The organism is Alcaligenes sp. 1735tsa3 (genome assembly GCF_024134565.1).
Taxonomy (GTDB): domain Bacteria; phylum Pseudomonadota; class Gammaproteobacteria; order Burkholderiales; family Burkholderiaceae_B; genus Alcaligenes; species Alcaligenes phenolicus.
The window spans coordinates 1,414,749-1,434,329 of sequence record NZ_CP099862.1 but is presented as its reverse complement, the minus strand read 5'-3'; the positions used below and the strand labels follow the sequence as shown (position 1 = coordinate 1,434,329).

General features: G+C 54.4%; 25 protein-coding genes and 1 tRNA gene. 22 read left to right on the top strand and 4 right to left on the bottom strand.

Features of this window, described 5'->3' with window-relative positions; translation table 11 throughout:
• Nucleotides 1-312 (bottom strand): helix-turn-helix transcriptional regulator, encoded by a 312-nt coding sequence (locus tag NIZ92_RS06545; RefSeq protein ID WP_254002898.1) that lies wholly within the window; start codon nt 310-312, stop codon nt 1-3.
• 14 nt (nt 313-326) lie between these two features.
• Between NIZ92_RS06545 and NIZ92_RS06540 the strand changes: the two genes are divergently transcribed.
• Both NIZ92_RS06540 and NIZ92_RS06535 read left to right on the top strand, forming a co-directional pair.
• Nucleotides 327-557, top strand: coding sequence for a hypothetical protein (locus NIZ92_RS06540; protein ID WP_254002897.1), 231 nt, complete (start codon nt 327-329; stop codon nt 555-557).
• Nucleotides 558-626: 69 nt separating this feature from the next.
• Nucleotides 627-1,022 carry a hypothetical protein gene (locus NIZ92_RS06535; RefSeq protein ID WP_254002896.1) on the top strand — a complete coding sequence of 132 codons (396 nt, stop codon included), beginning with the start codon at nt 627-629 and terminating at the stop codon, nt 1,020-1,022.
• 38 nt (nt 1,023-1,060) lie between these two features.
• Here the strand turns inward: NIZ92_RS06535 and NIZ92_RS06530 are convergent, their stop codons facing one another.
• Nucleotides 1,061-1,351, bottom strand: a complete 291-nt coding sequence (locus NIZ92_RS06530; RefSeq protein WP_254002895.1) for a hypothetical protein — start codon at nt 1,349-1,351, stop codon at nt 1,061-1,063.
• The gene (locus tag NIZ92_RS06525) at nt 1,348-1,569 is read right to left on the bottom strand and encodes a Cro/CI family transcriptional regulator (RefSeq protein ID WP_254002894.1); all 222 of its coding nucleotides are present in this window, start codon (nt 1,567-1,569) and stop codon (nt 1,348-1,350) included. Before NIZ92_RS06525 ends, NIZ92_RS06530 begins: the two co-directional genes overlap by 4 nt.
• Before the next feature lie 70 nt (nt 1,570-1,639).
• Here NIZ92_RS06525 and NIZ92_RS06520 point away from each other — a divergent pair, with 70 nt between their 5' ends.
• The 17 genes from NIZ92_RS06520 (at nt 1,640) to NIZ92_RS06440 (ending at nt 13,831) form a co-directional block, all read left to right on the top strand.
• Nucleotides 1,640-2,323 (top strand): LexA family transcriptional regulator, encoded by a 684-nt coding sequence (locus NIZ92_RS06520; protein ID WP_254002893.1) that lies wholly within the window; start codon nt 1,640-1,642, stop codon nt 2,321-2,323.
• A gap of 271 nt (nt 2,324-2,594) precedes the next feature.
• On the top strand, nt 2,595-2,867 hold the full coding sequence (locus NIZ92_RS06515; RefSeq protein WP_254002892.1) for a hypothetical protein: 273 nt from the start codon (nt 2,595-2,597) through the stop codon (nt 2,865-2,867).
• A gap of 842 nt (nt 2,868-3,709) precedes the next feature.
• Complete coding sequence (locus tag NIZ92_RS06510) at nt 3,710-3,949, top strand: hypothetical protein (protein WP_254002891.1); 240 nt, start codon at nt 3,710-3,712, stop codon at nt 3,947-3,949.
• A gap of 811 nt (nt 3,950-4,760) precedes the next feature.
• Nucleotides 4,761-5,120: a hypothetical protein gene (locus tag NIZ92_RS06505; protein WP_254002890.1), complete on the top strand. Its 360-nt coding sequence runs from the start codon at nt 4,761-4,763 to the stop codon at nt 5,118-5,120.
• A 106-nt stretch (nt 5,121-5,226) separates the two neighbouring features.
• Nucleotides 5,227-5,490 (top strand): hypothetical protein, encoded by a 264-nt coding sequence (locus NIZ92_RS06500; protein ID WP_254002889.1) that lies wholly within the window; start codon nt 5,227-5,229, stop codon nt 5,488-5,490.
• A 430-nt stretch (nt 5,491-5,920) separates the two neighbouring features.
• Nucleotides 5,921-6,514, top strand: a complete 594-nt coding sequence (locus NIZ92_RS06495) for an ERF family protein (protein ID WP_254002888.1) — start codon at nt 5,921-5,923, stop codon at nt 6,512-6,514.
• 2 nt (nt 6,515-6,516) lie between these two features.
• A complete protein-coding gene (ssb, locus tag NIZ92_RS06490) occupies nt 6,517-7,011 on the top strand; it encodes a single-stranded DNA-binding protein (RefSeq protein WP_301555095.1) in 495 nt (164 codons plus the stop codon).
• A 9-nt stretch (nt 7,012-7,020) separates the two neighbouring features.
• A complete protein-coding gene (locus tag NIZ92_RS06485; RefSeq protein ID WP_254002887.1) occupies nt 7,021-7,530 on the top strand; it encodes a siphovirus Gp157 family protein in 510 nt (169 codons plus the stop codon).
• Nucleotides 7,531-7,567: 37 nt separating this feature from the next.
• Nucleotides 7,568-8,125, top strand: a complete 558-nt coding sequence (locus NIZ92_RS06480) for a DUF1566 domain-containing protein (protein WP_254002886.1) — start codon at nt 7,568-7,570, stop codon at nt 8,123-8,125.
• Nucleotides 8,126-8,161: 36 nt separating this feature from the next.
• Nucleotides 8,162-8,587 carry a DUF1566 domain-containing protein gene (locus NIZ92_RS06475; RefSeq protein ID WP_254002885.1) on the top strand — a complete coding sequence of 142 codons (426 nt, stop codon included), beginning with the start codon at nt 8,162-8,164 and terminating at the stop codon, nt 8,585-8,587.
• A gap of 32 nt (nt 8,588-8,619) precedes the next feature.
• Nucleotides 8,620-9,072 carry a four helix bundle protein gene (locus NIZ92_RS06470; protein WP_254002884.1) on the top strand — a complete coding sequence of 151 codons (453 nt, stop codon included), beginning with the start codon at nt 8,620-8,622 and terminating at the stop codon, nt 9,070-9,072.
• Nucleotides 9,073-9,240: 168 nt separating this feature from the next.
• A complete protein-coding gene (locus NIZ92_RS06465; protein WP_254002883.1) occupies nt 9,241-10,353 on the top strand; it encodes an RNA-directed DNA polymerase in 1,113 nt (370 codons plus the stop codon).
• Between the two features lie 216 nt (nt 10,354-10,569).
• Nucleotides 10,570-10,767 carry a hypothetical protein gene (locus NIZ92_RS06460; protein ID WP_254002882.1) on the top strand — a complete coding sequence of 66 codons (198 nt, stop codon included), beginning with the start codon at nt 10,570-10,572 and terminating at the stop codon, nt 10,765-10,767.
• 151 nt (nt 10,768-10,918) lie between these two features.
• Complete coding sequence (locus NIZ92_RS06455; RefSeq protein ID WP_254002881.1) at nt 10,919-12,019, top strand: hypothetical protein; 1,101 nt, start codon at nt 10,919-10,921, stop codon at nt 12,017-12,019.
• The gene (locus NIZ92_RS06450) at nt 12,012-12,296 is read left to right on the top strand and encodes a hypothetical protein (protein WP_254002880.1); all 285 of its coding nucleotides are present in this window, start codon (nt 12,012-12,014) and stop codon (nt 12,294-12,296) included. The genes NIZ92_RS06455 and NIZ92_RS06450 overlap by 8 nt, the downstream gene beginning before the upstream one ends.
• Nucleotides 12,293-12,490, top strand: coding sequence for a hypothetical protein (locus NIZ92_RS06445; RefSeq protein WP_254002879.1), 198 nt, complete (start codon nt 12,293-12,295; stop codon nt 12,488-12,490). Before NIZ92_RS06450 ends, NIZ92_RS06445 begins: the two co-directional genes overlap by 4 nt.
• 291 nt (nt 12,491-12,781) lie before the next feature.
• Nucleotides 12,782-13,831, top strand: a complete 1,050-nt coding sequence (locus NIZ92_RS06440; protein ID WP_254002878.1) for a site-specific integrase — start codon at nt 12,782-12,784, stop codon at nt 13,829-13,831.
• A 38-nt stretch (nt 13,832-13,869) separates the two neighbouring features.
• Here the strand turns inward: NIZ92_RS06440 and NIZ92_RS06435 are convergent.
• Nucleotides 13,870-13,946 (bottom strand) — tRNA-Met (locus tag NIZ92_RS06435).
• A 316-nt stretch (nt 13,947-14,262) separates the two neighbouring features.
• On the opposite strand from NIZ92_RS06435, the gene NIZ92_RS06430 reads away from it, so the two are divergent.
• The 3 genes from NIZ92_RS06430 to NIZ92_RS06420 all read left to right on the top strand — a co-directional run bounded on the left by NIZ92_RS06430 (nt 14,263) and on the right by NIZ92_RS06420 (nt 19,541).
• Nucleotides 14,263-15,666, top strand: a complete 1,404-nt coding sequence (locus NIZ92_RS06430) for a GntP family permease (RefSeq protein WP_035269147.1) — start codon at nt 14,263-14,265, stop codon at nt 15,664-15,666.
• 516 nt (nt 15,667-16,182) lie between these two features.
• Nucleotides 16,183-19,002: a xanthine dehydrogenase family protein molybdopterin-binding subunit gene (locus NIZ92_RS06425; RefSeq protein WP_254002877.1), complete on the top strand. Its 2,820-nt coding sequence runs from the start codon at nt 16,183-16,185 to the stop codon at nt 19,000-19,002.
• Entirely contained in the window at nt 18,999-19,541 is a 543-nt protein-coding gene (locus tag NIZ92_RS06420; protein WP_009458347.1) for a (2Fe-2S)-binding protein, read from the top strand. Before NIZ92_RS06425 ends, NIZ92_RS06420 begins: the two co-directional genes overlap by 4 nt.
• The last annotated feature ends 40 nt before the right edge of the window (nt 19,542-19,581 follow it).

Genomic DNA, 19,581 nt, shown 5'->3' with positions numbered 1-19,581 from the left:
CTATCTGCCGCACTCCCCCAGCCCTTGGCGCACACAGTGGCAATTCGCCCCAATACGCGCTCCATAAGCCAGAAAATCGATATAGGACGGAGTTGTCACAACCATGCCCAAAAGCTCAATGGCTTGGTCTATCTTGTCGATGGTTAAACCCATCTGACCGGACAAAAACCGGCTTACCTGGCTTTCATCCCAGCCCAAACGCTCCCGAAAGGACGCCTTAAAAGATGGATCTGTCAGCGCCTGGCGGAAGGCGCGGTCCATGCTCGGACGTTGTGGGCGGTTGTCCACCCGTGCTGCTGTGGTGGCATTCATTGGGAGTAAGTCCTATGCAAAAAGAGTTGAATGCTATTGAAAGTGGCTTCGATCAAACTGGTGAAACTGAACAAGGAGTTGTGATGACCGAAACCGAGAAAATCTTGACCCAGGCAGAAGACATCGCCCGGCGTACTTTTGAAGAACCAACGCAACAGACAGTCATGCAACTGTTTGCGCGTCTTTGTGATGAGCAGGACAACCGAGCGTTTGAAGCCTCAGAGTCGCCATGCGTCACGCACTGAGTGGTGCCCGGCTCCTTTCTCGTATGATTGAAGTTCTGACACAGCAAATCACCGAAAAAGGAGCCTTTCATGGGCATGAAACCTGGATTAACCGTAGCTCCACGGGAGTTTCGAGTGGATCGAGTCGCCTCGATGGAGCCGGGTCGGGCCGGAACACTGCAGGTCAAGCTGCAAGACTCCGAAGGGAAGGAAGTGGCGCTCATTTTCTCTGCCGCCTCAAAAGAGGAACTGGCAAGCACGCTATTCCTGCTGGCTCCGACAAGCGAGGATCAATCGGCAAACACGCCTCATCGAGCCATCGAAGCGCATTCGGTGCGAGCGGCTCGAACTCCGAGCGGGGTGCCAGTGCTGGCTTTAAGCCTGACCGCTTCAATCGCCTTGCCGCTCGTTTACGACGAGAAAGTGAGAGCCGCTGTGGCTGTACTGGAACAGGAACTACAACCACGGCCGGGCCTAGCGAACTGAGCTCGCGTAGCAAAACACGGATGGCGTCGGCGACAGACTTACGCATCACGACCTCCTTGCTTATACGCAGCGGGAACCTTAAAGACGCCGGAGTCCCCGAGCTGCTTGATGACCTTTTGAGGGTCCTTGGCTTCTGCCATCGACAACTCGGACGCAATCTTGGACATAACCTCGCGAGCACCTTCTGGAAGATCTTGATTGGCAGCCATTTCACACAAGACTCTATGAAGGTGTCCTTGCGCGGCTCCATGCGCTCCAAGAAGAGCAATGGGCAGAATCGCTGTGACCATGCTTTCCAAAGCGACTATTCGCTCATCGGTTGTTTTCATGCCCCCACCTCTGTTCGGGGGCCATGCTCCTTCTCAGCCAGCTCGGGCGGGTCGGGTTCTTTAAACACCTCTGGGCGAACCGCTCTCAAGTACATGAGGCGTGCCTTAGGCACTGCTCCGGAGGTTTTCCATTGAGAAACAGCCCCCACGGTCACCTCGCACAAGCGAGCTACCTCAGACGAGCCACCCAAACGAGAGATAAGTTCTTTTGTTTCCATGGATAAATCTTAGCTGTCTAAGAATAAAAGCGCAAGCCAACTAAGATATTTTTTCTTTAGCATACTAAGAATGACCTTCCAAGAACGAATCACGCTGGCATTCAAGAATGAGCAGGCCCGAAGGGCTGCTAATGGCGACCAGCGCCTAACGAAAACAGAATTATGGAAAGCGGCAGGCGCAACCTCTGCTGCTGCTACCCATTGGTTTAATGGCTCAAACGGAATGGACCTCGACACTTGCGTGAGAGTCGCACCGCTGTTAAGCGTGAACCCATACTGGCTTTTTGATGAGTCACGTCCCATGTCCTTTTCCGAGGGCAGCATGGATGCTCCGAACACAACCGCTGGGCCTGACCTTCGCGGCAGAGTGCCCCTGATTTCCTGGGTTCAAGCTGGGCACTGGAATGAGGCAGTGAACAACTTCCAAGAAGGTGACGCGGATGAGTGGCTGACATGTCCTAAATCACACAGCAACTCCACATTTGCCCTGCGCGTCAGAGGTGTGAGCATGGAGCCGAAATACAGAGATGGAGCGATTATTTACGTCGATCCAGAAAAGAGCGCTGACCATCTAAGTAACGTGGTGGTTCAGCTCGACGACGAAGCAGAGGCGACGTTCAAACAATTGGTTATCGAAGGAGGAAAGCGCTTCTTGAGGCCTTTGAATCCTGACTGGCCTGGCCCAAAATTGATTGAGATAAATGGAAATGCCACGATTCGGGGTGTTGTGATAGGCCAATTTATTGAGGACTGATTATGTCTTGGATAGAAGTCGGGATAGGAGCTTACGTTATTATAATTATTGCTTTGGGTTTAGTTCTCGACTCCAGTAGAGGCATCCCCTTTCCGCTTACGTACTCTTGGGGCGCGGCAACAGCTTTCATTGCTCAAGTTTTTCTTGAAGCCATTAAAGGTAGCGGGCGTATAAACCTTTCGAGCGTAGTAATGGCGATAATGGTGACATCGTTTGCAGTGTATATAACAGCGAAAAAAAGACTTTAACTCCTGCCAGGATAGTATGAAAAATGAAAAAAATGGTGCTACTAGCTCTCCTGACTTTATCCACCTCTTCTTTAGCTGACGTGTTTCAGCCTGACCACTATTGCATCAAACCATACAAACCCTTTCAGTTCTCAAGCCAATGGGAGCTGAACACCTTTAATGACGCCGTCCAGCAATATAAAATCTGTATCGCAGAGTTTGTCGAAGAACAGGAAGACGCTATAAGAAACCATCGAATGGCTGCCGAAGATGCTATCGATGAATGGAATATGTTCGTGCAGCTTGAGATGAACTAAACCTTAGCTACTGCCCCCCCCGATTTTGAGGGGACATCAGGGCACAAACACTCTTACTTAGAACGCCGCCCCAGGGCGGTTTTTTTTCACCCAAAATCTTAGTTATCTAAAATTCTCGTTGACTTCTTAAATCTTAGTTTGCTAAGATTCATTCAACGCTTCACCAAACAGCCGGTTTAGGCCAAAGGCCAACCAAGGCAGTCAGAGAGAGCGCCAGCAGCAAAGGCTGCGCCCGCTTCGGCGGAGGCTCTTTAAAAATCAGCAGTGTGGTCCACACCAGTCCTACGGATTGGTGAATAACGGCACACGAAAGACGCTGCGCACTGCCGTGAGGTGTAGGTGCGCCTGGTGAACAGAGGGAAACGCGCTGCGTATGCCCTGGCAAAAAGACGGCAGAAAAAACCGGATAGATACATTCCCACGATTGGCGCGAGGCCTTTAACAGGCGTGGGGTCCGGCGCTCCCCTGAAGAAGTTGGTAGGGGACGGTCAGGAAACCGTACCGCAACATTTACGGAACCGAGCAACCTTCCCGGCCCAACCGGGATGTGCCGTGCAAGTCGGCAGCCTGCCCCGAGCGTCGTGGCATCTCGCAGGGGCAGGAGTTATCCGAGGCGGGTTTCATTGAGAGCCGCGCCGGATGACTTTTATCTCGTGGAGTGCAAATTAATAGTGGCGAGAATCCGTCTTTCTGACTCCGCGAGGTCCCTTTTAGCAGTGTCGATGCAAATCCGACACAGAGCTAACGAAAACAATGCGACTGACTCAATCAATAACAGTAGGCCCAGAACTAAAGCACCTATTTGCTGCCTGTCGATGTCAGCTTGATCGGAGAAAAAAACGATGAGCATGGAAACCCCCAAGACCAGCGCAATAACAGCATTAATCATGGATAGAAAAACACTTCTGGCCCACCGGGTTTTGACTCTCTTTTTACTTGTTTGGGCGCTTTTCAACATGATAGCCAATTGGCCTGCCGCAATAAGCGTCGCTATCGCCGCCATAGCTATTGTTAATTTTTCACTCGCTGTCATCGTTTCCATCCTTCTCCGGAGAAAGAGCCAGGCGCTCTCAAAGAAATGAATTGATCAAGGACTTAAGACTACAAGAGCACAGCTAAAGGAGCCATAAATGAATAACCCAAAACCCATGCGCTGGCCCAGCGACTTTCCGGGCAAGCATGACAAAGACCCATCAACGCCTGCAAAGCTGGGATAAGCATCACCCAGGCTCAGGCAGCCCTTCTTATGAGGGGCATCATCAAGGCGGCGGCGTGGAAGGACACGCGCTGGCAAGCGGAGCACACTACACCGTCCGGACCTTATGTGTGGAGCCGGGTAGCGCTGGGAGGTCGCAGAGCGCAGCCTTTACCGAGCCGGTATCAAGCCCGGCCCGCCTTGATGATGGTGAATGCGCAGGCTGATGCGCAGCAGTTGAAGTGGCGAGGGAGACGAGGAAGAACGGCAGGCATGCCTAAACGCTCCGGCTTCGCCGACCAGCGCTCTCACATAGCAGAGCAGGCCAGGATCAGCACTGGCCACCATCAAATAGGGTATGACCGTTCACTATGCGAAAGCCGACGAACGGAGGCAGCCCCAGCTAATGGGGATTAAGCAAGACGGCGGTGTGAGCCCGCGCCGGAGACGTAACCGGCACCCTCTGATAGCGGCCCTTGGTTGCCGTGTTAGCGACGGCAGCAAACCCTAACCCCCTCCATACGTGTGAAGTCCGAGTAACGGTGCTTTATCCGATCAAGGGCTGCTATCAGAGGGCATAGAACCCCGGAACCCGCCAATACCTGCATTTGCGCAGATGTCAGTGAAGGCGGCAGACGCAGGCTAACCCTCCCCTCTTTCAATGGCGCCGGACGCGGCGCAATCCCCCGGAGCTAAACATGAACGCTATCGCAGAACGCGAGGTATGCGCGTACGAGCTGGCGGAGCGCCGCCGCGAAGTTATTGCACGGCAGATCAAAGATTGTTTGATCGGAAAGTCCCAGGCGGTGCTGATGTCTTGGGGCCGCCCCGACCTTCCCAACCTCAAAAGCCGCGCCGATCTGCTGGAAGTAATGAGCGACCAGCTTATTGCATACGAGAAATCAGCCGCAATCGGCCCTTTCCTGAAAGCCATGCTCACCAATGACCCGGTTTACGCCAACGGCCTGAACGCCCACATCAACGCTCTGATTCTGAGTTGGGCCGACGCAAGCCACGACGCGATGACAGCCCAAGAGCTGGAGGCGCTGCCGTGCTAGACCTGGCTGCTTTCACTCTCGTCATCGTCACAGCGCTAGCCATCGTTTTTGGCTGCATGGGCTTTGCTTACCTAATTTCAGAAGTAATCAGTATCTGGAGACAGCCATGATTACCTGCCCATTCTGCAAGCGCGACCCTTTTCATTATGTCGATGTCGGGACGGGCATGGCTGCAGTTGCCGTCACATGTTGCGAATTAGGTGTCGAGCTTTTCCAGTACGGAACAAAAGAGGCCCGGCAAACACTGGAAAACATGCGCAGTCACTCGCCAAGGCGGAAGGCCAGAGCGATGAAAGTGCTGCGCGAATACGATCTGCGACCGCAGCCAAAAGGCCGCGCCGCCCTATCGGGAGAACCAAATGGCGCGTAGCCGATCCACCTTACACAAAACAAAGCTTCCCGAACTTAAGGCGTTCTGCGAAAAACGCGGCTGGCTAGCTGAGCCGCTCAAAGGCGGGTACGAAGTCCTGCGTATGCGTCACGCTGGTCGCAAAGACCCATTGATCGTATATGACCGGAACAACGCTCCCGAACATTACACAACGTGGGGAGAAAGCGCCCGGATGGTCACAGCTATGCTGCGCGAACGGCGAAAGGAGAAAACGAATGCCTCATAGCCAAAACCCCGGCTTCCCCCGCACTCGCCGCCGCAATCAATTCGACGGACGGGGATGCTACGCACCAAATAGCAGCAAGATCCCGCTCAAGGCCTGGGTAGGCGCTGCCCTCGTAGTTTTTATCTTCATCGGCGTGTTCGCCAGGCTTGGCGCTGCCGCTGGCCTCCAATAAGGAGAAAGAACGTGAATATTCACAGCATTCTGTCAACAGTACAGAAAACCCTGAATGCCCCAAAAAGCCAATTCAATAGTTTCGGGGGCTACAAATACCGAAGCTGCGAGGACATCCAGGCGGCGGTAAAACCCCTTCTTCCCGAAGGCGTAACCCTGATTGTGTCTGACGACATTGTCCTCACTGGTGATCGTGTGTACGTGAAGGCTACCGCAACGATCAGCAACGGCCAAGAAAGCGTCAGTGCTACTGCGTTCGCCCGAGAGGCCCTGACCAAAAAAGGCATGGACGATTCTCAGATCACAGGCAGTACCAGCAGCTATGCGCGGAAATATGCCTTGAATGGGCTTCTGCTAATCGACGACACGAAAGACGCAGATGCCACCAACGAGCACGACAAGCAGCCTCGCCAGCAGCCAGCGCAGAATCGACAATCGGCGCCAGCCAACGATGCAGCAGAAACTGACGGTGATATCTCTGCCCTGGCCTCTGCCCAAACAGTGCCTGATCTTGTCCGGGCAATGAATGGGCTCAGCGCCGAACAAAAACGGGCAGCAAAGCCAACCTTCGATCAACGCATGAAAGAACTCAAAAAGGCCGCATAGCCATGGCATCAGTCAACAAAGTCATTCTGGTAGGCAATCTTGGTCGTGACCCAGAAGTACGTTACAGCGCAGAAGGCTCACCCATCTGCAATATTTCCATTGCCACGACTTCGCAGTGGAAAGACCGTACCTCCGGCGAGCGCCGTGAGGAAACTGAATGGCACCGTGTGGTGCTCTACAACCGTCTGGCTGAAATCGCGGGTGAGTACCTGCGTAAAGGCCGTCCCGTTTACGTAGAAGGTCGCCTGCGCACCCGTAAATGGACGGGTCAGGATGGCCAGGACAAATTCACCACTGAAATCATTGCCGAGCAAATGCAAATGCTAGGCGGCCGTGACGGTGATGAGCCAAGCCACGGCAGCCAGGCCGGACAACCAGGCCAAGCTCGCAACAACTACGCCGAAGCGACGGGCCGCGGTCAACAACAGCGCGCCCAGCAAGCTCCACAACAAGCCGCTGGCTCTTTAGCGGACATGGATGATGACATTCCTTTTTAGAGGTCAACTATGAGCGCACCCGCACTGTACAAACTCACATCGGAGTATCAGGCACTCGCCCACCTTCTTGCCGAGCGAGACTTTGATGTCCAAACGATAGCTGACACCATCGAATCAACAGGGCTGCCAGCACAAATCTCTGAAAAAGCACAGGGCTGCGAAATGGTGGCCCGGATGCTTGAAGCAGATGTGCCAGCCATCGACGCCGAAATCAAGCGGCTTCAGGAGTTAAAGAAATCACGGACTGGCAAAGCCACCGCCATCCGGAAGTATCTCCTGGATAACATGGTGGCAAGCGAAATCGAGCGGATAGACGCCCCTCTCTTTAGTATCAGCATCGCAAAGAACCCGCCCAGCGTTGATATTTTCGATGAACGGCAGATCCCTTCATTTTTCTTGACGGCCCCTGCTCCACCAGCCCCTCAGCCAGACAAGAAGCTGATCGCCCAGGCCATCAAAGATGGCGCTGAAGTTCCAGGCGCTCGAATCGTTCAAGGCGTTCGCCTGAATATCAAGTAGCCCACCACAGCAGCCACAAACCAAGGAATACCAAGAAATGAACACACTCCAATTCGATTTGGGTGGCGGAGCCATGCTCGCGCTACCTACCCATACCGTAGCCGAGAAACTGATCAGTAGCTTGAAACAAACAACTGCGCCCGCCCCAGGTCGCCGCAAGATCGGTGAATACCTGGCAGGCCAGGGCGGTATCTATGCCGGTGACATCCAAGGCGATGACGGCGTTCTGTATGGCCTGATCATCTCTCAACCCAAGGATGTCGGGACCGCAGCCTGGGGGCCTGACGGCAGACTTGATCTGTCCGACTGGGACGGACTGAGCAATACCAACACCCTGCGTGACAAATACCCTGCCGCCAAGCTGGCCAGCGATTACGAGGCAGACGGCCATTGTGATTTCTATCTGCCCTCCCGGCGCGAAATGATGATTGCCCTGGCAAACGTGCCAGACCTGTTCGAGAAATCGAGCTGGTACTGGACCAGCAGCCTACGCGGTTCGTATCCCTGGGCGGTCGCTTTCGAGGACGGGAATGTGAGCTACAACGATCGAGGCATCGAGTTCCGTGTCCGCCCTTTCCGCAGATTCGCCATTTAACGCTTTACCCCTTTACACCGGCACAGGAGCCACCCAATGAGCACCACTGAAACCATTTCCCGCGCCCCAGCTCTCGGACAAGTCTGGCCCGAGCAAGGCGGCGTTTACATTGGCAAGCGTCTGATCGATGGGGTAGCCCATCACATTATCGTTGCCGATGGCGTCGAATCCGACATTGAAAAGGTCGAGTTCAAGAACGTCGATAAAGCAGTTGCAGACGCAGGCGAGATTAACGGCCACGCTGACTGGCGAGCCCCAGAACAAGAGGATCTGATGCTGGCCTACATCAATGCACCAGAGCAGTTCGTGCGCGAGGGCTGGGACAGCATTTACTGGTCCCGATCTGAGCATCATAACTGGCCCTGGGCGGTCGATTTCGAGCTCGGGGATGTGATCTACTACGATCGCGACTGCGAGTTCCGTGTCCGCCCTTTCCGCAGCATTGTCGATTCATCCATTTAACTATTTAGCGGGCGCCAGCCCGCAGTAAAGGCATGGCACTTCACACCGACACCGCAATATACAAAGCCACTTACTCACTGTGTCAGCTCGTCACTCAATTGGTCTCCAACATGCCCAGGAACTACAAGGCGGATTTCGGCGCGGAACTGCGCCGCCGCTGCATGGATCTGGTCATGCGGGTTTATGAGGCAAACACCTCAGACGAGCGGGCCGACATTCTGCGCAAAATGCGCCAGGAAGTTGAGGCGGTGAATCTGTCATTGCGGCTGTCAGTGGACCTACGTCTTATTTCACGCGGGCAGTATGCCCAAGCCATAGCCCTCACGGATAGCGTCGGTAAGCAAGCTACCGGATGGCAGAAACACTCGGAACTTGCGCTTGACGCCGGTTTGCCAAGGCAGACCGGACAACGCGCCAATCAATCTGGTCGAGCCGCTGGGCCACAAGCCCACCGCCAGGCGCAACAAGGATATCGACGGCAGTAGTCGGGGTGATCCTGCGCAGTCCGCTCAATGAGCCAAAGTCTCGCTGGGCCGATGTGAATAGCTCGAATGAACCTGGGCGGTCGATTTCGAGAACGGAAATGTGAACAACAACAATCGAAACAACGAGTTCCGTGTCCGCCCTTTCCGCAAACTGAACCGAGATCTTCTATGGATACTGGCTATTCGTTCGAGTTGCTGGTGCAGGCGTATTTCACCTGCCGACGCTTGAAACGCAACACAGCAAGCGCCCTTATGTTTGAGCGGGATCTGGAGCGCAACTTGCTGGAGCTACATGATGATCTGGTGACCGGGGCTTACAGCCCAGGCCGGTCCATCTGCTTTGTTATTACACGGCCCAAGCCGCGAGAGGTGTGGGCGGCTGATTTCCGTGATCGGATTGTGCACCACCTGCTCTATAACCAGATCTCGGAACGGTTTTACCGGCACTTTATTGCCGACTCCAGTGCTTGCATCCCTGGCCGAGGAACTCTGTACGCCGCTCAACGGCTTGAATCCAAAATCAGGGGCCAGACGCAGAACTGGAGTAAGCCGGGCTTCTATCTGAAATGTGACTTGGCCAACTTTTTCGTGAGCATCGACAAACGAGTGGTCTGGCCGATGCTCGCCAAGCACATCCCAGAACGCTGGTGGCGCATGCTGGCCAAGCTGATCTTGTTTCACGACCCACGCAACAACGTGGAGATACGCGGGGAGCAGGCGTTGCTGCAGCTCGTTCCACCACACAAGCGCCTGATGACTGCACCACGGCACCATGGGTTACCCATTGGTAACTTGAGCAGCCAGTTCTTTGCAAACGTGCTGCTCGATGGGCTGGACCAACATGTCAAACACCGCATTCGATGCAAGCACTACGTGCGTTATGTCGATGACTTCGTTCTTTTACATGACTCACCTCAGTGGCTTAATGGCGCCCTGGCAAGCATCAATGAGTATTTGCCGACCTTGGGCCTGCAACTCAACCCTACCAAGACAATCCTTCAACCCATCAACAGAGGCGTGGACTTCGCTGGTCACGTTATCAAGCCCTGGCGGCGTCAGGTGCGCCGTCGCTCTGTTCGCACTGCACTGAATCGCATAGAAACCATTCCCGCTGAGAGGTCGCTGGAAACGATCAACAGCTATCTGGGGCTTATGCGGCACAGCGACGGGCACAGAGACAGAGCGAGGGTAAGCGCCGCAGCCAGAAAGCGCGGCCACGCCATCGCCTGGGATGCAACCAAAGCATATCGAAAATCAGGAGCGCCACATGGCCCTCAGTGAAGAACTGCACACACGCCACAAAGGCAACAAACCCCTGCCCCGGCTTCGACACATCGAACCGGGGCAATTTTTTACCCTTCGCCATGACCCCACGCCTCGGATTCTGCTGCACAAATCCAAGCATCACGGTCATTTCAATAACGGATATGCATCCCTGTGCCATGAGCTGGAACGCTCTTGTGTGGCCTGGGGTGAGAACGGATGGGAGGCCAGGCCGTGAGACAAGTCACCACCTTTACCTGCAGCTTTATCAAAGAAGCCACCCTGATCCTAGGCTGCGTGGCTATCGCAGCACTGGCAGAGAAGCACTTATCCCAAATGAGTTATCTGATCTTCAACGCTGCCACCACCTGCGGAACCATTTGTCTGGTCAGCATGATCGGTTATGCGGCTGACACGAAGGAAAAACCATGAACACCCACCCACACAACCAGGCACGCTCTACCCCGCAAGAAGCGTTCAACCTCGCCCGCGCAGCCCAGGTATACGGAACACGCGCATTCATCCCCGTTACCTCAAAAGCCGGCCCCAATCCTAATTACCCGCAACTCATAGGGAAACGAAAATGACACTACAAGCGAGCGACAAAGAATCAGAAGAAGTTATGCTCCAGATCGTGCGCTCTTTAGCAGCGGATAGAGAGCTTCTGGACATGAAAGCCCCTATGAGCGCGGAGCCGGTTGTGACCCTGAACGGCGCTCAGCTGCTCCAGGCTCTGGATTTCATCGCCCCCGACCGCGGCACCGATCCACAGCAATTGGAATGCGAACTGACAATTTCGTTTGCCGATGGTCCAGCGGGTGGCGGCTATTACTGTTACTGCACGGACTATCCCGACGAGGGCGCGATCATGCTGGATGCGGAGGCGACTTCCGCCCCCGTTGCCGCCCAGGCGAAAGAGCCGACGCTCGACAAGCCCGCGAAGGTAGGCAACGGTCGGTTTGGTGTGGGTATTAAATGGTCAACCGTTATTGCGGCAGCGCAGCGGCACTATGAGTATGAGGTAACACCGAGCAAAGAGGCCAAGCGCATCAAAGAAGGCGCTCAAAAGCTGGGACAGCTTCAAGAGTTGATTGGCGCCCAGACGCAGCAGGTTGACAGATCACCCGAAATGCAAGGAAAGCCGGTTGACAACCACCTCGATTTGCAAGGTCACGCATCCGTAATTTTTGCCAAAGCGGTTGCCTGGGCCGATGCCCGTGTTGAGTCGGCGCTCATCCAGGAGCAAGGGAAGCCGCATGGGCAATCGTGTGACGAAGCCGCACAAACACACTATGAGCTGGTGCAGGCATTGCGAAACTTGCAGGCAGCGCAGCAACCTGTAAGCGGTGCTGATTGGTCTGAAGCGCTGTCTTGGTACGCCGAGCAGGTGGCTGGATGCCGCAAGATTGGAAGCCCTGGCGACACTGCACGGCAGGCACTTGACGCTGACGGCGGAAAGCGTGCCCGCGCCGCACTCGCCCAGCAGGACGCCGACAAGGTGGATGCCGAGCGGTATAGGCTCATAAGGGCAAAGGTCTACGCGAGCAACGCCACTGGCCGGAAGTCTTGGTCATTCCACTATGACAACCTGCCGACGCCGCTAAGCAACCCCATGAAAGGCAGCGTAGCGGGTCATTTTGACGACGCCATCGACGCAGCCCGTAAGGAGCATAGCAATGCTTAAGAAAAAAGACATTGAAGGACTTCCGCCGGAGCTGCTGGCCCAGCTCAGCAAAAAAGCAATTGCCCAGACGGAAAACCCAGTCATTTCCAGCATACGTCAGCGAGAGATTGCAAGCATCGATCAAATCATGATCGACATTTACCGATCAACTGGTCAGATCAAGAAACGGCAGGCTGTGAGTATGGAGTTATTCAAGCTAGCCAAAGCCGGTCTAATCACCCGCATACCAAAACGCCAAGGGGTCTATCGAATCGCAGCCCGTAAGGAGCAGGCATGACATTCACCGCATTCGGCTACGAGTTTCAGTGGCTGGTGATGCTCAACAAGTTCCTAGATGGCTTCCTGCCAGGTATTGGATTCATGATGGCCGTCATTCTCGCTTACTTGATGGCTCTCTGGCTTGCACGAAAACCCAAGCCCAAGCATAGAAAGTTGCGCGTGAAGCTGATCACAAAGGGGCCAGCTCAGTGACCGACACAATCACGGCCATGATCGCCGTGACAGCTAAAGAATGGAACCTGCCCGGCCTTGTGCCGGGTTTTTCTTGGGAGGACGTATGGACATAGGACGTGCGCTGACCCTACAGCAAGTGGCAGACCAGCTCGGCCTGTCATATCACACCGTATTTATGAAGCGCCGCGCCATAGGATTTCGACTACCTGGCTCTCGGGTTTGGCGCGTTTGGCCCGAAACACTTGCAGCACTCGGACAGCCGCGCAACAATCTGATCCGATTATCGCTGCGACATGGACAGGAGAAACAATGTCTATTCGCAAACACAAACAATCCGGCTACTGGTGGGTTGACATCACAGCACCAGGTGGCCAAAGAGTTAGGCGCTCTACTGGGACAACCGATAAAGCAGCCGCGCAGGAGTTCCACGACCGACTGAAAGCCGATCTCTGGCGCCAGCACCATTTCGGTGAACAGGCGAAGCGTAGTTTTGAAGAGGCCTGCGTGCAATTCCTAAATGCCAGCCAAGGCCAGAAAGATTACCGGACCAAAGTGCGTCACGTGAAGTACTGGCTAACAGTATTCGGTGGCCGCTCCATTTGCTCTTTAACCACTGACGACATTATGAACGGGCTGCCCACTCACCGCACCTATGGGGGGAGCCCGGCAACAAAACTGAAGCCAGCGACTCAGAATCGCTATCTGGCCAGCATGACGCGGATTCTGTCTCTGGCCGCAGATGCAGGATGGATTGACCGCAAACCAAAGCTGCAAATGGCCAGGGAAGCTGCCGTACGTGTGCGCTGGCTTACCCAGGCAAAAGCCGATCAATTTCTTAACGCTATCCGATTGGATTGGGTGCGAGACGCTTGCGAGTTTGCTTTAGCCACAGGCTGCCGAGCTGCAGAAATCTTCTCGCTAACCTGGGATAAGGTGGATCTGGATAGGAGTCTGGCCTGGGTCACGAATGACTTGGCCAAGTCGGGCCGTGCACGAGCGGTCCCATTGAACGAGCATGCCGTGGAGGTGGTTCAGCGCAGGATAGGCACCCATGCCAGTCTGGTGTTCTCTCGGGTGTGGGCTGGATCACAAATTGAACAGATCGACCGCAGAGCATTTACTGCGGCAATGAAAGAGGTTGGGCTACGAGACTTCCGCTTTCACGATCTGCGGCATACCTGGGCAAGCTGGCATGTTCAGAACGGCACCCCGCTCTTTGTATTAAAAGAGCTTGGCGGCTGGGAGACGCTGGACATGGTGAAGAAGTACGCCCACTTGGATGCAGGCCATCTGGCACAGTACGCCAATCACGTCACGTTTAGGTCACAGCAAACAGCAGGCAAGAAAAAAGCCGCCTAAGAAGGCGGCTTTAAAACCTTGATAAACAAGGATAATTCTGGTGGCGCATCCCTGATTCGAACAGGGGACCTGCGGATTATGATTCCGTCGCTCTAACCTGCTGAGCTAATGCGCCGAAGAAGAAATTATAGCAAGGTTTCGTCTTTTAGCAAGCACTTATCTCGATCTTTTTTCATCTTTTTGATGATTCTCTCCTATGAAAACGCTAAGCCCTTGTATTCATTGAGCTTCCCTTCTTCAATGCCGGTTCCGGCCACTCAATCAAATGATACAAAAAGTAAACACACTAGCCATTCCCTGCTACTCCTCCTCCTTGCGCCCTATCAAGCCTGTTTGTCATCCCCTATTGCTACACTGCCTGCTTGGCGTTTGATCCGTCCTTGTTAATTGACTGACGTCCGTGATCCGGACTTTCCACAGGAACTTTGTTTATGGCCAGTACGCTTGCTATTGTTGTCTCGCTTTTGCTGCTGATGTTCTTCGCTTATCGGGGGGTGACGGTTCTGTTGCTGGCCCCCTTGATGGCCGCCCTGGCTGTGCTGCTCTCGGGGGACTCCGGGTTTTTGTTGCCCATCTATACTTCCACCTTCATGAGCGCGCTTAGCGGCTATGTGCTTCAGTTCTTGCCGATCTTCTTGTTAGGTGCCTTGTTTGGTCAGTTGATGGCGGACTCCGGAGCGGCTCAGGCGATTGCTCAGTGGATCACGCGCAAGCTGGGGCATCGTCATGCTATTGCCACCATTGTGATGGTGTGCGGCGTACTGACTTATGGTGGTGTGTCCTTGTTCGTGGTGGCCTTTGCCATCTATCCGATCGCCAAGGATCTGTTTCGCGCCGCAGGCATCCCCAAGCGTCTGATTCCCGCGTCGATTGCTTTGGGCTCCTTTACCTTCACCATGACGGCTCTGCCTGGCACGCCTGCCATTCAGAACGCGATTCCTATTCCTTATTACGGCACTAACGTGTTTGCTGCACCGGGGCTGGGGATTATTGGTGGTTTGATCATGGCTTTGGGTGGCTTGTGGTGGCTGCAGTCGCGTGCGCGCAAAGCTATTGCGAATGGCGAAGGCTATGGCGACCACGGTCAGGATCATTTTGATGCCAGCGACGATCACAGTACGCATGGTCAGAAACCCATGCCTATCTTCCTGGCTATCTTGCCGCTGATTCTGGTGATTGGCGTCAATGCCTTGTTCACTTATGGGATTTTCCCCGGCACGAACTTCGAGTTCATGGCCGAGCGCTTCCCTCAGGTTGATCCAGCCAAGATTACGGGTCTGTGGGCGCTGATTATTGCCTTGATTACCGCGAACCTGGTGCTGATCATCAGCCGCTTGGGTCACTGGAAGAGTCTGCGCGAGAGCATCAATAAAGGCGTATTTGGTTTCATGCTGCCTTTGTTCAATACCGCCTCTGAAGTTGGTTACGGCGCGGTAATTGCCAGCCTGGCAGGCTTTGCGATTATTCGGGACTTTGTGTTGAACGTGGCTCCTGGCAATCCACTGATCTCGGAAGCAGTCGCCATGACGACATTGGCCGGGATTACAGGCTCGTCTTCAGGTGGTTTGAGTATTGCCTTGCAGACGTTGGGTTCGGATTATTTGGCGATGGCTCAGCAAGCTGGCATCAGCCCTGAACTGCTGCACCGAGTGGCGGTGATGGCAGCGGGCGGTCTGGATACCCTGCCCCATTGCGGCGCGATCATTACCTTGCTGTCCATCTGCAAGCTGAACCACCGTCAGTCCTATGGCAATATCGCCATGGTGACAATGGCTGCCCCTATCTTTGCGCTGATCACCGTGATTACGTTGGGTACGATTTTTGGCAGCTTCTAGATTTTCTTCTTATCAGTGCATCGAGCCAGCCCATTGGGCTGGCTTTTTAGTCCACATGGAGACAGCCGACACACCAGGACCGTAGAGTCAGGACTTTAAAACCACACCCAAGAACCATTTAAACCTGCATAAGTAGAAACACCAGCAACAACAAGCGCTCCCATAAGCAACTGATTTACAACAATAAAAATCAACATAACATAAACAATATAACCATTATCACGCTATTTTCAGATATTCTCCGCCACTATCAGAAATGCTTCATGCCTATGAAGCTAGCCAGCTAACTAAAAAATAATCAGGTCCCGCTACGCCATCTACAAAAAAGCGAAGCGAGGTCCTACCTAATAGCGAAGATTCGGAGACACACATATGAAATTTGGCCAAAAGCCCAACTTCGGGTTCTAACACGTCCCTATCATCAGCCACGCTCAACGATGCTGTACGACTACGCATCTGAAGGCGGAGTGTTGCTCTCAATATCGCGACGTATCTTTTATTATCCGGAGGTCCTGCATGAGCACAGCGCCTTTTAATCGGCGACAGTTCCTAAAATTTAGTGTCGTATCCGGCGTATCCATTTATATGGCGCCTTTTTTACCCAAAACGGCACAGGCCACACTTCTGGGAGAACAAGACTCCCGACCTACGCCCTGGAACAGCGTAGAGCGACAAGTACCCTTCAAGATTGACGGTACGCGACAAGTCACCGGCAGCAAATTTTTTGTGCGTGATATTCGCGCCAAAGATATGCCCGGTTGGCCAGAGCATCAGGCTCACGCCTTTATCCTGCGCGCCGCTCAGGCTGATCATCGTTACATCGGCTTGGACCTGGAAGCACTAGGTGCCGACCTACAGCCCGATATATTGATCCAGGCCCAAGACCTCGCCAAGGCACAACTGGAACTGCCTGACTACTACAACGACGAGATGCTATTGGCCACCGGTAAGACGGCACGCTTTTTAGGGCACCCGGTCGCCATCTTGATCTACAAAGACTTTGATCGCTACCGCCGCGCTAAAAATGCCAGCAAGAGATCCGCCGTGCTGAAGTATGGGGACAAGACAGGCTTCAGGGAAATAGATGCCTATGGTGGAGCACGCTATATCCGTGTAGAGGGCGATACGCCAGGGGCCGACGATATATTCTCCAGCATGAAGGACGGAGTCGTTTTTCCGGAAAAAATTCAGGGAAACTCACCTGTATGGCCGTCCAGCAAGGGAAACACCAATACAGCGAAGGCCATCGCCTTGAGCGAAGCGATGCAAGAACGTTTCGACCAAGCGCCTGATGATTGGCTCGTGTTCGATGGTGAGTACTACTCCCAATCGATCGACGGCGCCCCTTTAGAACCGGAGTGCATCAATTGCTGGTATGACAACAAAAACAAAGAGCTGCAAATGGTGGTCGGCTCCCAAACCCCGGGGGCGGATGGTGCAGAAGCTGCGGGCATAGTGGCCGCATCCCAATTTGGTTTGGAGAACATCATTGTCCACCCCTGTACGGCCACAGGTTACGGGGTCAAGGAGCACAGCGCTTTCAACCACTACGGAGTTGTTGCTGCCCTGTTTGCAGACAATATGCCCGTACGGCTAGCCAATGACCGCTTTGAGCAGTTTCAAGCTGGTCAAAAACGACACTCCAACCGCATGAACAACCGCATTGCTATCGACAAAAAGAGCGGCAAGATCATGCAGTACCAGAGCTTTAGCATCACGGACGGTGGGGGCAGGGCTACGTGCAGCTGGGCGGTCACCACAGGCGGTGCACAAAGCGCACAGGGTATTTACTATCTGCCCAAGAGCGACTCCTGGGGAATTGCACTGGCCTCGCGCGCGGTGGAGGCAGGCTCCATGCGTGGTTATGGCAAGGGACAGACCATGACGGCCATGGAACTGATGTTGGACGAAGCAGCTGCTCGCCTGAACATGGACCCCATCGAATTGCGCCTCAAGAACGTCATGCGCAGCGGTCAGAAAAATATGGAAGGAGGGATTCCGGCGGGCTCCCTGCGTGCCCGGGAGATTTTAGAAAAAGCACATCAACATCCATTGTGGACCGGGCGGGACAAGAAAAAGAAAGAGTTTGAAGCCAGCAACCCAGGCAAGCTGTATGGCGTGGGCTTTGCCTGTGTTATGAAAAACTATGGCACCGGCGCGCAAGGAGACCATTCTGGTATCGAAATTGATGAGCAAGGGCAAGTCCACCTTCGCACCTCTACGGTAGAAATTGGTACGGGCTCGGCAACGTCCCAAGCAGTGATCTGTGCCAAGTGGGTTGGCCGCGCTGCACACACGGTAAAGGCTTCACATCTTGACTGGCCCGAGCTGGATATGCAGGCTACTCACAACCCCTACACCTTAAAACAGCCTGATCAAGACAAGCATCAAGCCAATCCACGCTGGACACCGGTTCTATCCTCCGGCTCCTACGCCAGCAGCTCCTCCTACTTTGGTTCTCACGGCACCTCGGAGGCGGCTCGCTTGCTGTTTCTGTATGGACTATGGCCAGCCGCCCTGTCCATCTGGGGGGAAGGTTACGGTGGTGGTCAAATCGCCCCCTTGACCGTACGCCCTGAAGACGCCAGCTGGACCGACGATGGCCTGCTCAGCACCGGAGGCCTGGAACCCCTCACGCTGCCACAACTGGCCAAGCGCGCCCACGAGCTGGGCCTGGTTACCGGTGTTGTGCTGCATGCGTTTAACCGCTACCAGTGGGCCGAGGCCGACTTTGAGGTAGCTGGCCAAAACCTGCGACTGCCGCTGGATGGGCTGGCACTGCGCCATGGAGCAGGAACCAAGACCGAACAGGCCAAGGCGCGTAATGGCTACCAGCGACTGGAGCGTCGCAATATCAGCTACCCGCCTGTGTCACGTCGTCGAGGCGGTTACCTGTATTACTCCGCCGTTGGCGTGTTAACGGAAGTGGAGATCGACAGCAAAAGTGGTGAGCAGACCTTATTGTCAGCACATACGTGGATCGACTGCGGCAAGCCCATCGTGCCCCAACTAGTCATGAGTCAGGCCGAGGGGGGGCTAGCCATGGGATTGGGTCAGGCCTGGTTCGAGGATCTACCGCTGCACGAAGGTGGCCCCGGCGATGGCTCCTGGAATTTTCACCGCTATCGCCTACCTCGCGCCAAGGATGTGGCCGTCTGGAACACCAGTTTCGAACTACTGGACCAGATTTCCGAGACGGACTCTCCCAAGGGAATTGCCGAAGTGGTGATGATTCCCATCATTGCTGCCGCTGTCAGCGGTGTTAACCACGCTACAGGACAGTTCTTTCGTGAACTGCCTGTGACCGCAGAAAAAATCAAGGAGCGCTTGGCATGAGCAGCCCCACTAAGACCTTACACCTCAACATTAATCGGGTGGACTTGCAAACAATGGACGTCAGCCCAGATCTGCCCATGATCGACTTTCTGCATGAGCATGCAGGGCTGACCGGCACGCATTTGGGCTGCGGAATGGGGATTTGCCATGCTTGCGTTGTCATCGTGGATCACCCGGACGGGCGTAGCGAAGAAATACAAACGTGCATCACGCCAGCCAGTTACTTTGAGGGCAAAAAAATACGCACGATCGAGGCCCATGCCCAGCGGGATGCACAGGACAAGGTCACGCAACTGCACCCTGTACAACAAGCCTTTTTGGAGCACTTTGCCTTTCAGTGTGGTTACTGCACCCCCGGCTTTGTAAATGCGGGAATTGTGCTGTACGAGTCCCTGCAAAAGCAGCCGGTTTCACGTGAACAAGTTGAAGCCAAAGTATCGGAAGGTTTACAAAACCATATCTGCCGCTGTACCGGCTATGTCCGTTACCACCAAGCAATGAGGGACCTGATTCTCGCCACTCCAGGCATGGTCAGTTAGCTCATAAAGGCTGCGGGGGATCTAGCTGGTGATCCCCTGG

Bases quoted from the DNA above. Each gene is read 5' to 3' on its own strand.
- NIZ92_RS06420 (WP_009458347.1), top strand. From the start codon at position 18,999: ATGAGCAGCCCCACTAAGACCTTACACCTCAACATTAATCGGGTGGAC.
- NIZ92_RS06510 (WP_254002891.1), top strand. From the start codon at position 3,710: ATGAGCATGGAAACCCCCAAGACCAGCGCAATAACAGCATTAATCATG.
- NIZ92_RS06440 (WP_254002878.1), top strand. From the start codon at position 12,782: ATGTCTATTCGCAAACACAAACAATCCGGCTACTGGTGGGTTGACATC.
- NIZ92_RS06515 (WP_254002892.1), top strand. From the start codon at position 2,595: ATGAAAAAAATGGTGCTACTAGCTCTCCTGACTTTATCCACCTCTTCT.
- ssb (WP_301555095.1), top strand. From the start codon at position 6,517: ATGGCATCAGTCAACAAAGTCATTCTGGTAGGCAATCTTGGTCGTGAC.
- NIZ92_RS06525 (WP_254002894.1), bottom strand. From the start codon at position 1,569: ATGGAAACAAAAGAACTTATCTCTCGTTTGGGTGGCTCGTCTGAGGTA.
- NIZ92_RS06455 (WP_254002881.1), top strand. From the start codon at position 10,919: ATGACACTACAAGCGAGCGACAAAGAATCAGAAGAAGTTATGCTCCAG.
- NIZ92_RS06545 (WP_254002898.1), bottom strand. From the start codon at position 312: ATGAATGCCACCACAGCAGCACGGGTGGACAACCGCCCACAACGTCCG.
- NIZ92_RS06535 (WP_254002896.1), top strand. From the start codon at position 627: ATGGGCATGAAACCTGGATTAACCGTAGCTCCACGGGAGTTTCGAGTG.
- NIZ92_RS06425 (WP_254002877.1), top strand. From the start codon at position 16,183: ATGAGCACAGCGCCTTTTAATCGGCGACAGTTCCTAAAATTTAGTGTC.
- NIZ92_RS06480 (WP_254002886.1), top strand. From the start codon at position 7,568: ATGAACACACTCCAATTCGATTTGGGTGGCGGAGCCATGCTCGCGCTA.
- NIZ92_RS06530 (WP_254002895.1), bottom strand. From the start codon at position 1,351: ATGAAAACAACCGATGAGCGAATAGTCGCTTTGGAAAGCATGGTCACA.
- NIZ92_RS06470 (WP_254002884.1), top strand. From the start codon at position 8,620: ATGGCACTTCACACCGACACCGCAATATACAAAGCCACTTACTCACTG.
- NIZ92_RS06445 (WP_254002879.1), top strand. From the start codon at position 12,293: ATGACATTCACCGCATTCGGCTACGAGTTTCAGTGGCTGGTGATGCTC.
- NIZ92_RS06505 (WP_254002890.1), top strand. From the start codon at position 4,761: ATGAACGCTATCGCAGAACGCGAGGTATGCGCGTACGAGCTGGCGGAG.
- NIZ92_RS06540 (WP_254002897.1), top strand. From the start codon at position 327: ATGCAAAAAGAGTTGAATGCTATTGAAAGTGGCTTCGATCAAACTGGT.
- NIZ92_RS06500 (WP_254002889.1), top strand. From the start codon at position 5,227: ATGATTACCTGCCCATTCTGCAAGCGCGACCCTTTTCATTATGTCGAT.
- NIZ92_RS06450 (WP_254002880.1), top strand. From the start codon at position 12,012: ATGCTTAAGAAAAAAGACATTGAAGGACTTCCGCCGGAGCTGCTGGCC.
- NIZ92_RS06520 (WP_254002893.1), top strand. From the start codon at position 1,640: ATGACCTTCCAAGAACGAATCACGCTGGCATTCAAGAATGAGCAGGCC.
- NIZ92_RS06430 (WP_035269147.1), top strand. From the start codon at position 14,263: ATGGCCAGTACGCTTGCTATTGTTGTCTCGCTTTTGCTGCTGATGTTC.
- NIZ92_RS06475 (WP_254002885.1), top strand. From the start codon at position 8,162: ATGAGCACCACTGAAACCATTTCCCGCGCCCCAGCTCTCGGACAAGTC.
- NIZ92_RS06485 (WP_254002887.1), top strand. From the start codon at position 7,021: ATGAGCGCACCCGCACTGTACAAACTCACATCGGAGTATCAGGCACTC.
- NIZ92_RS06465 (WP_254002883.1), top strand. From the start codon at position 9,241: ATGGATACTGGCTATTCGTTCGAGTTGCTGGTGCAGGCGTATTTCACC.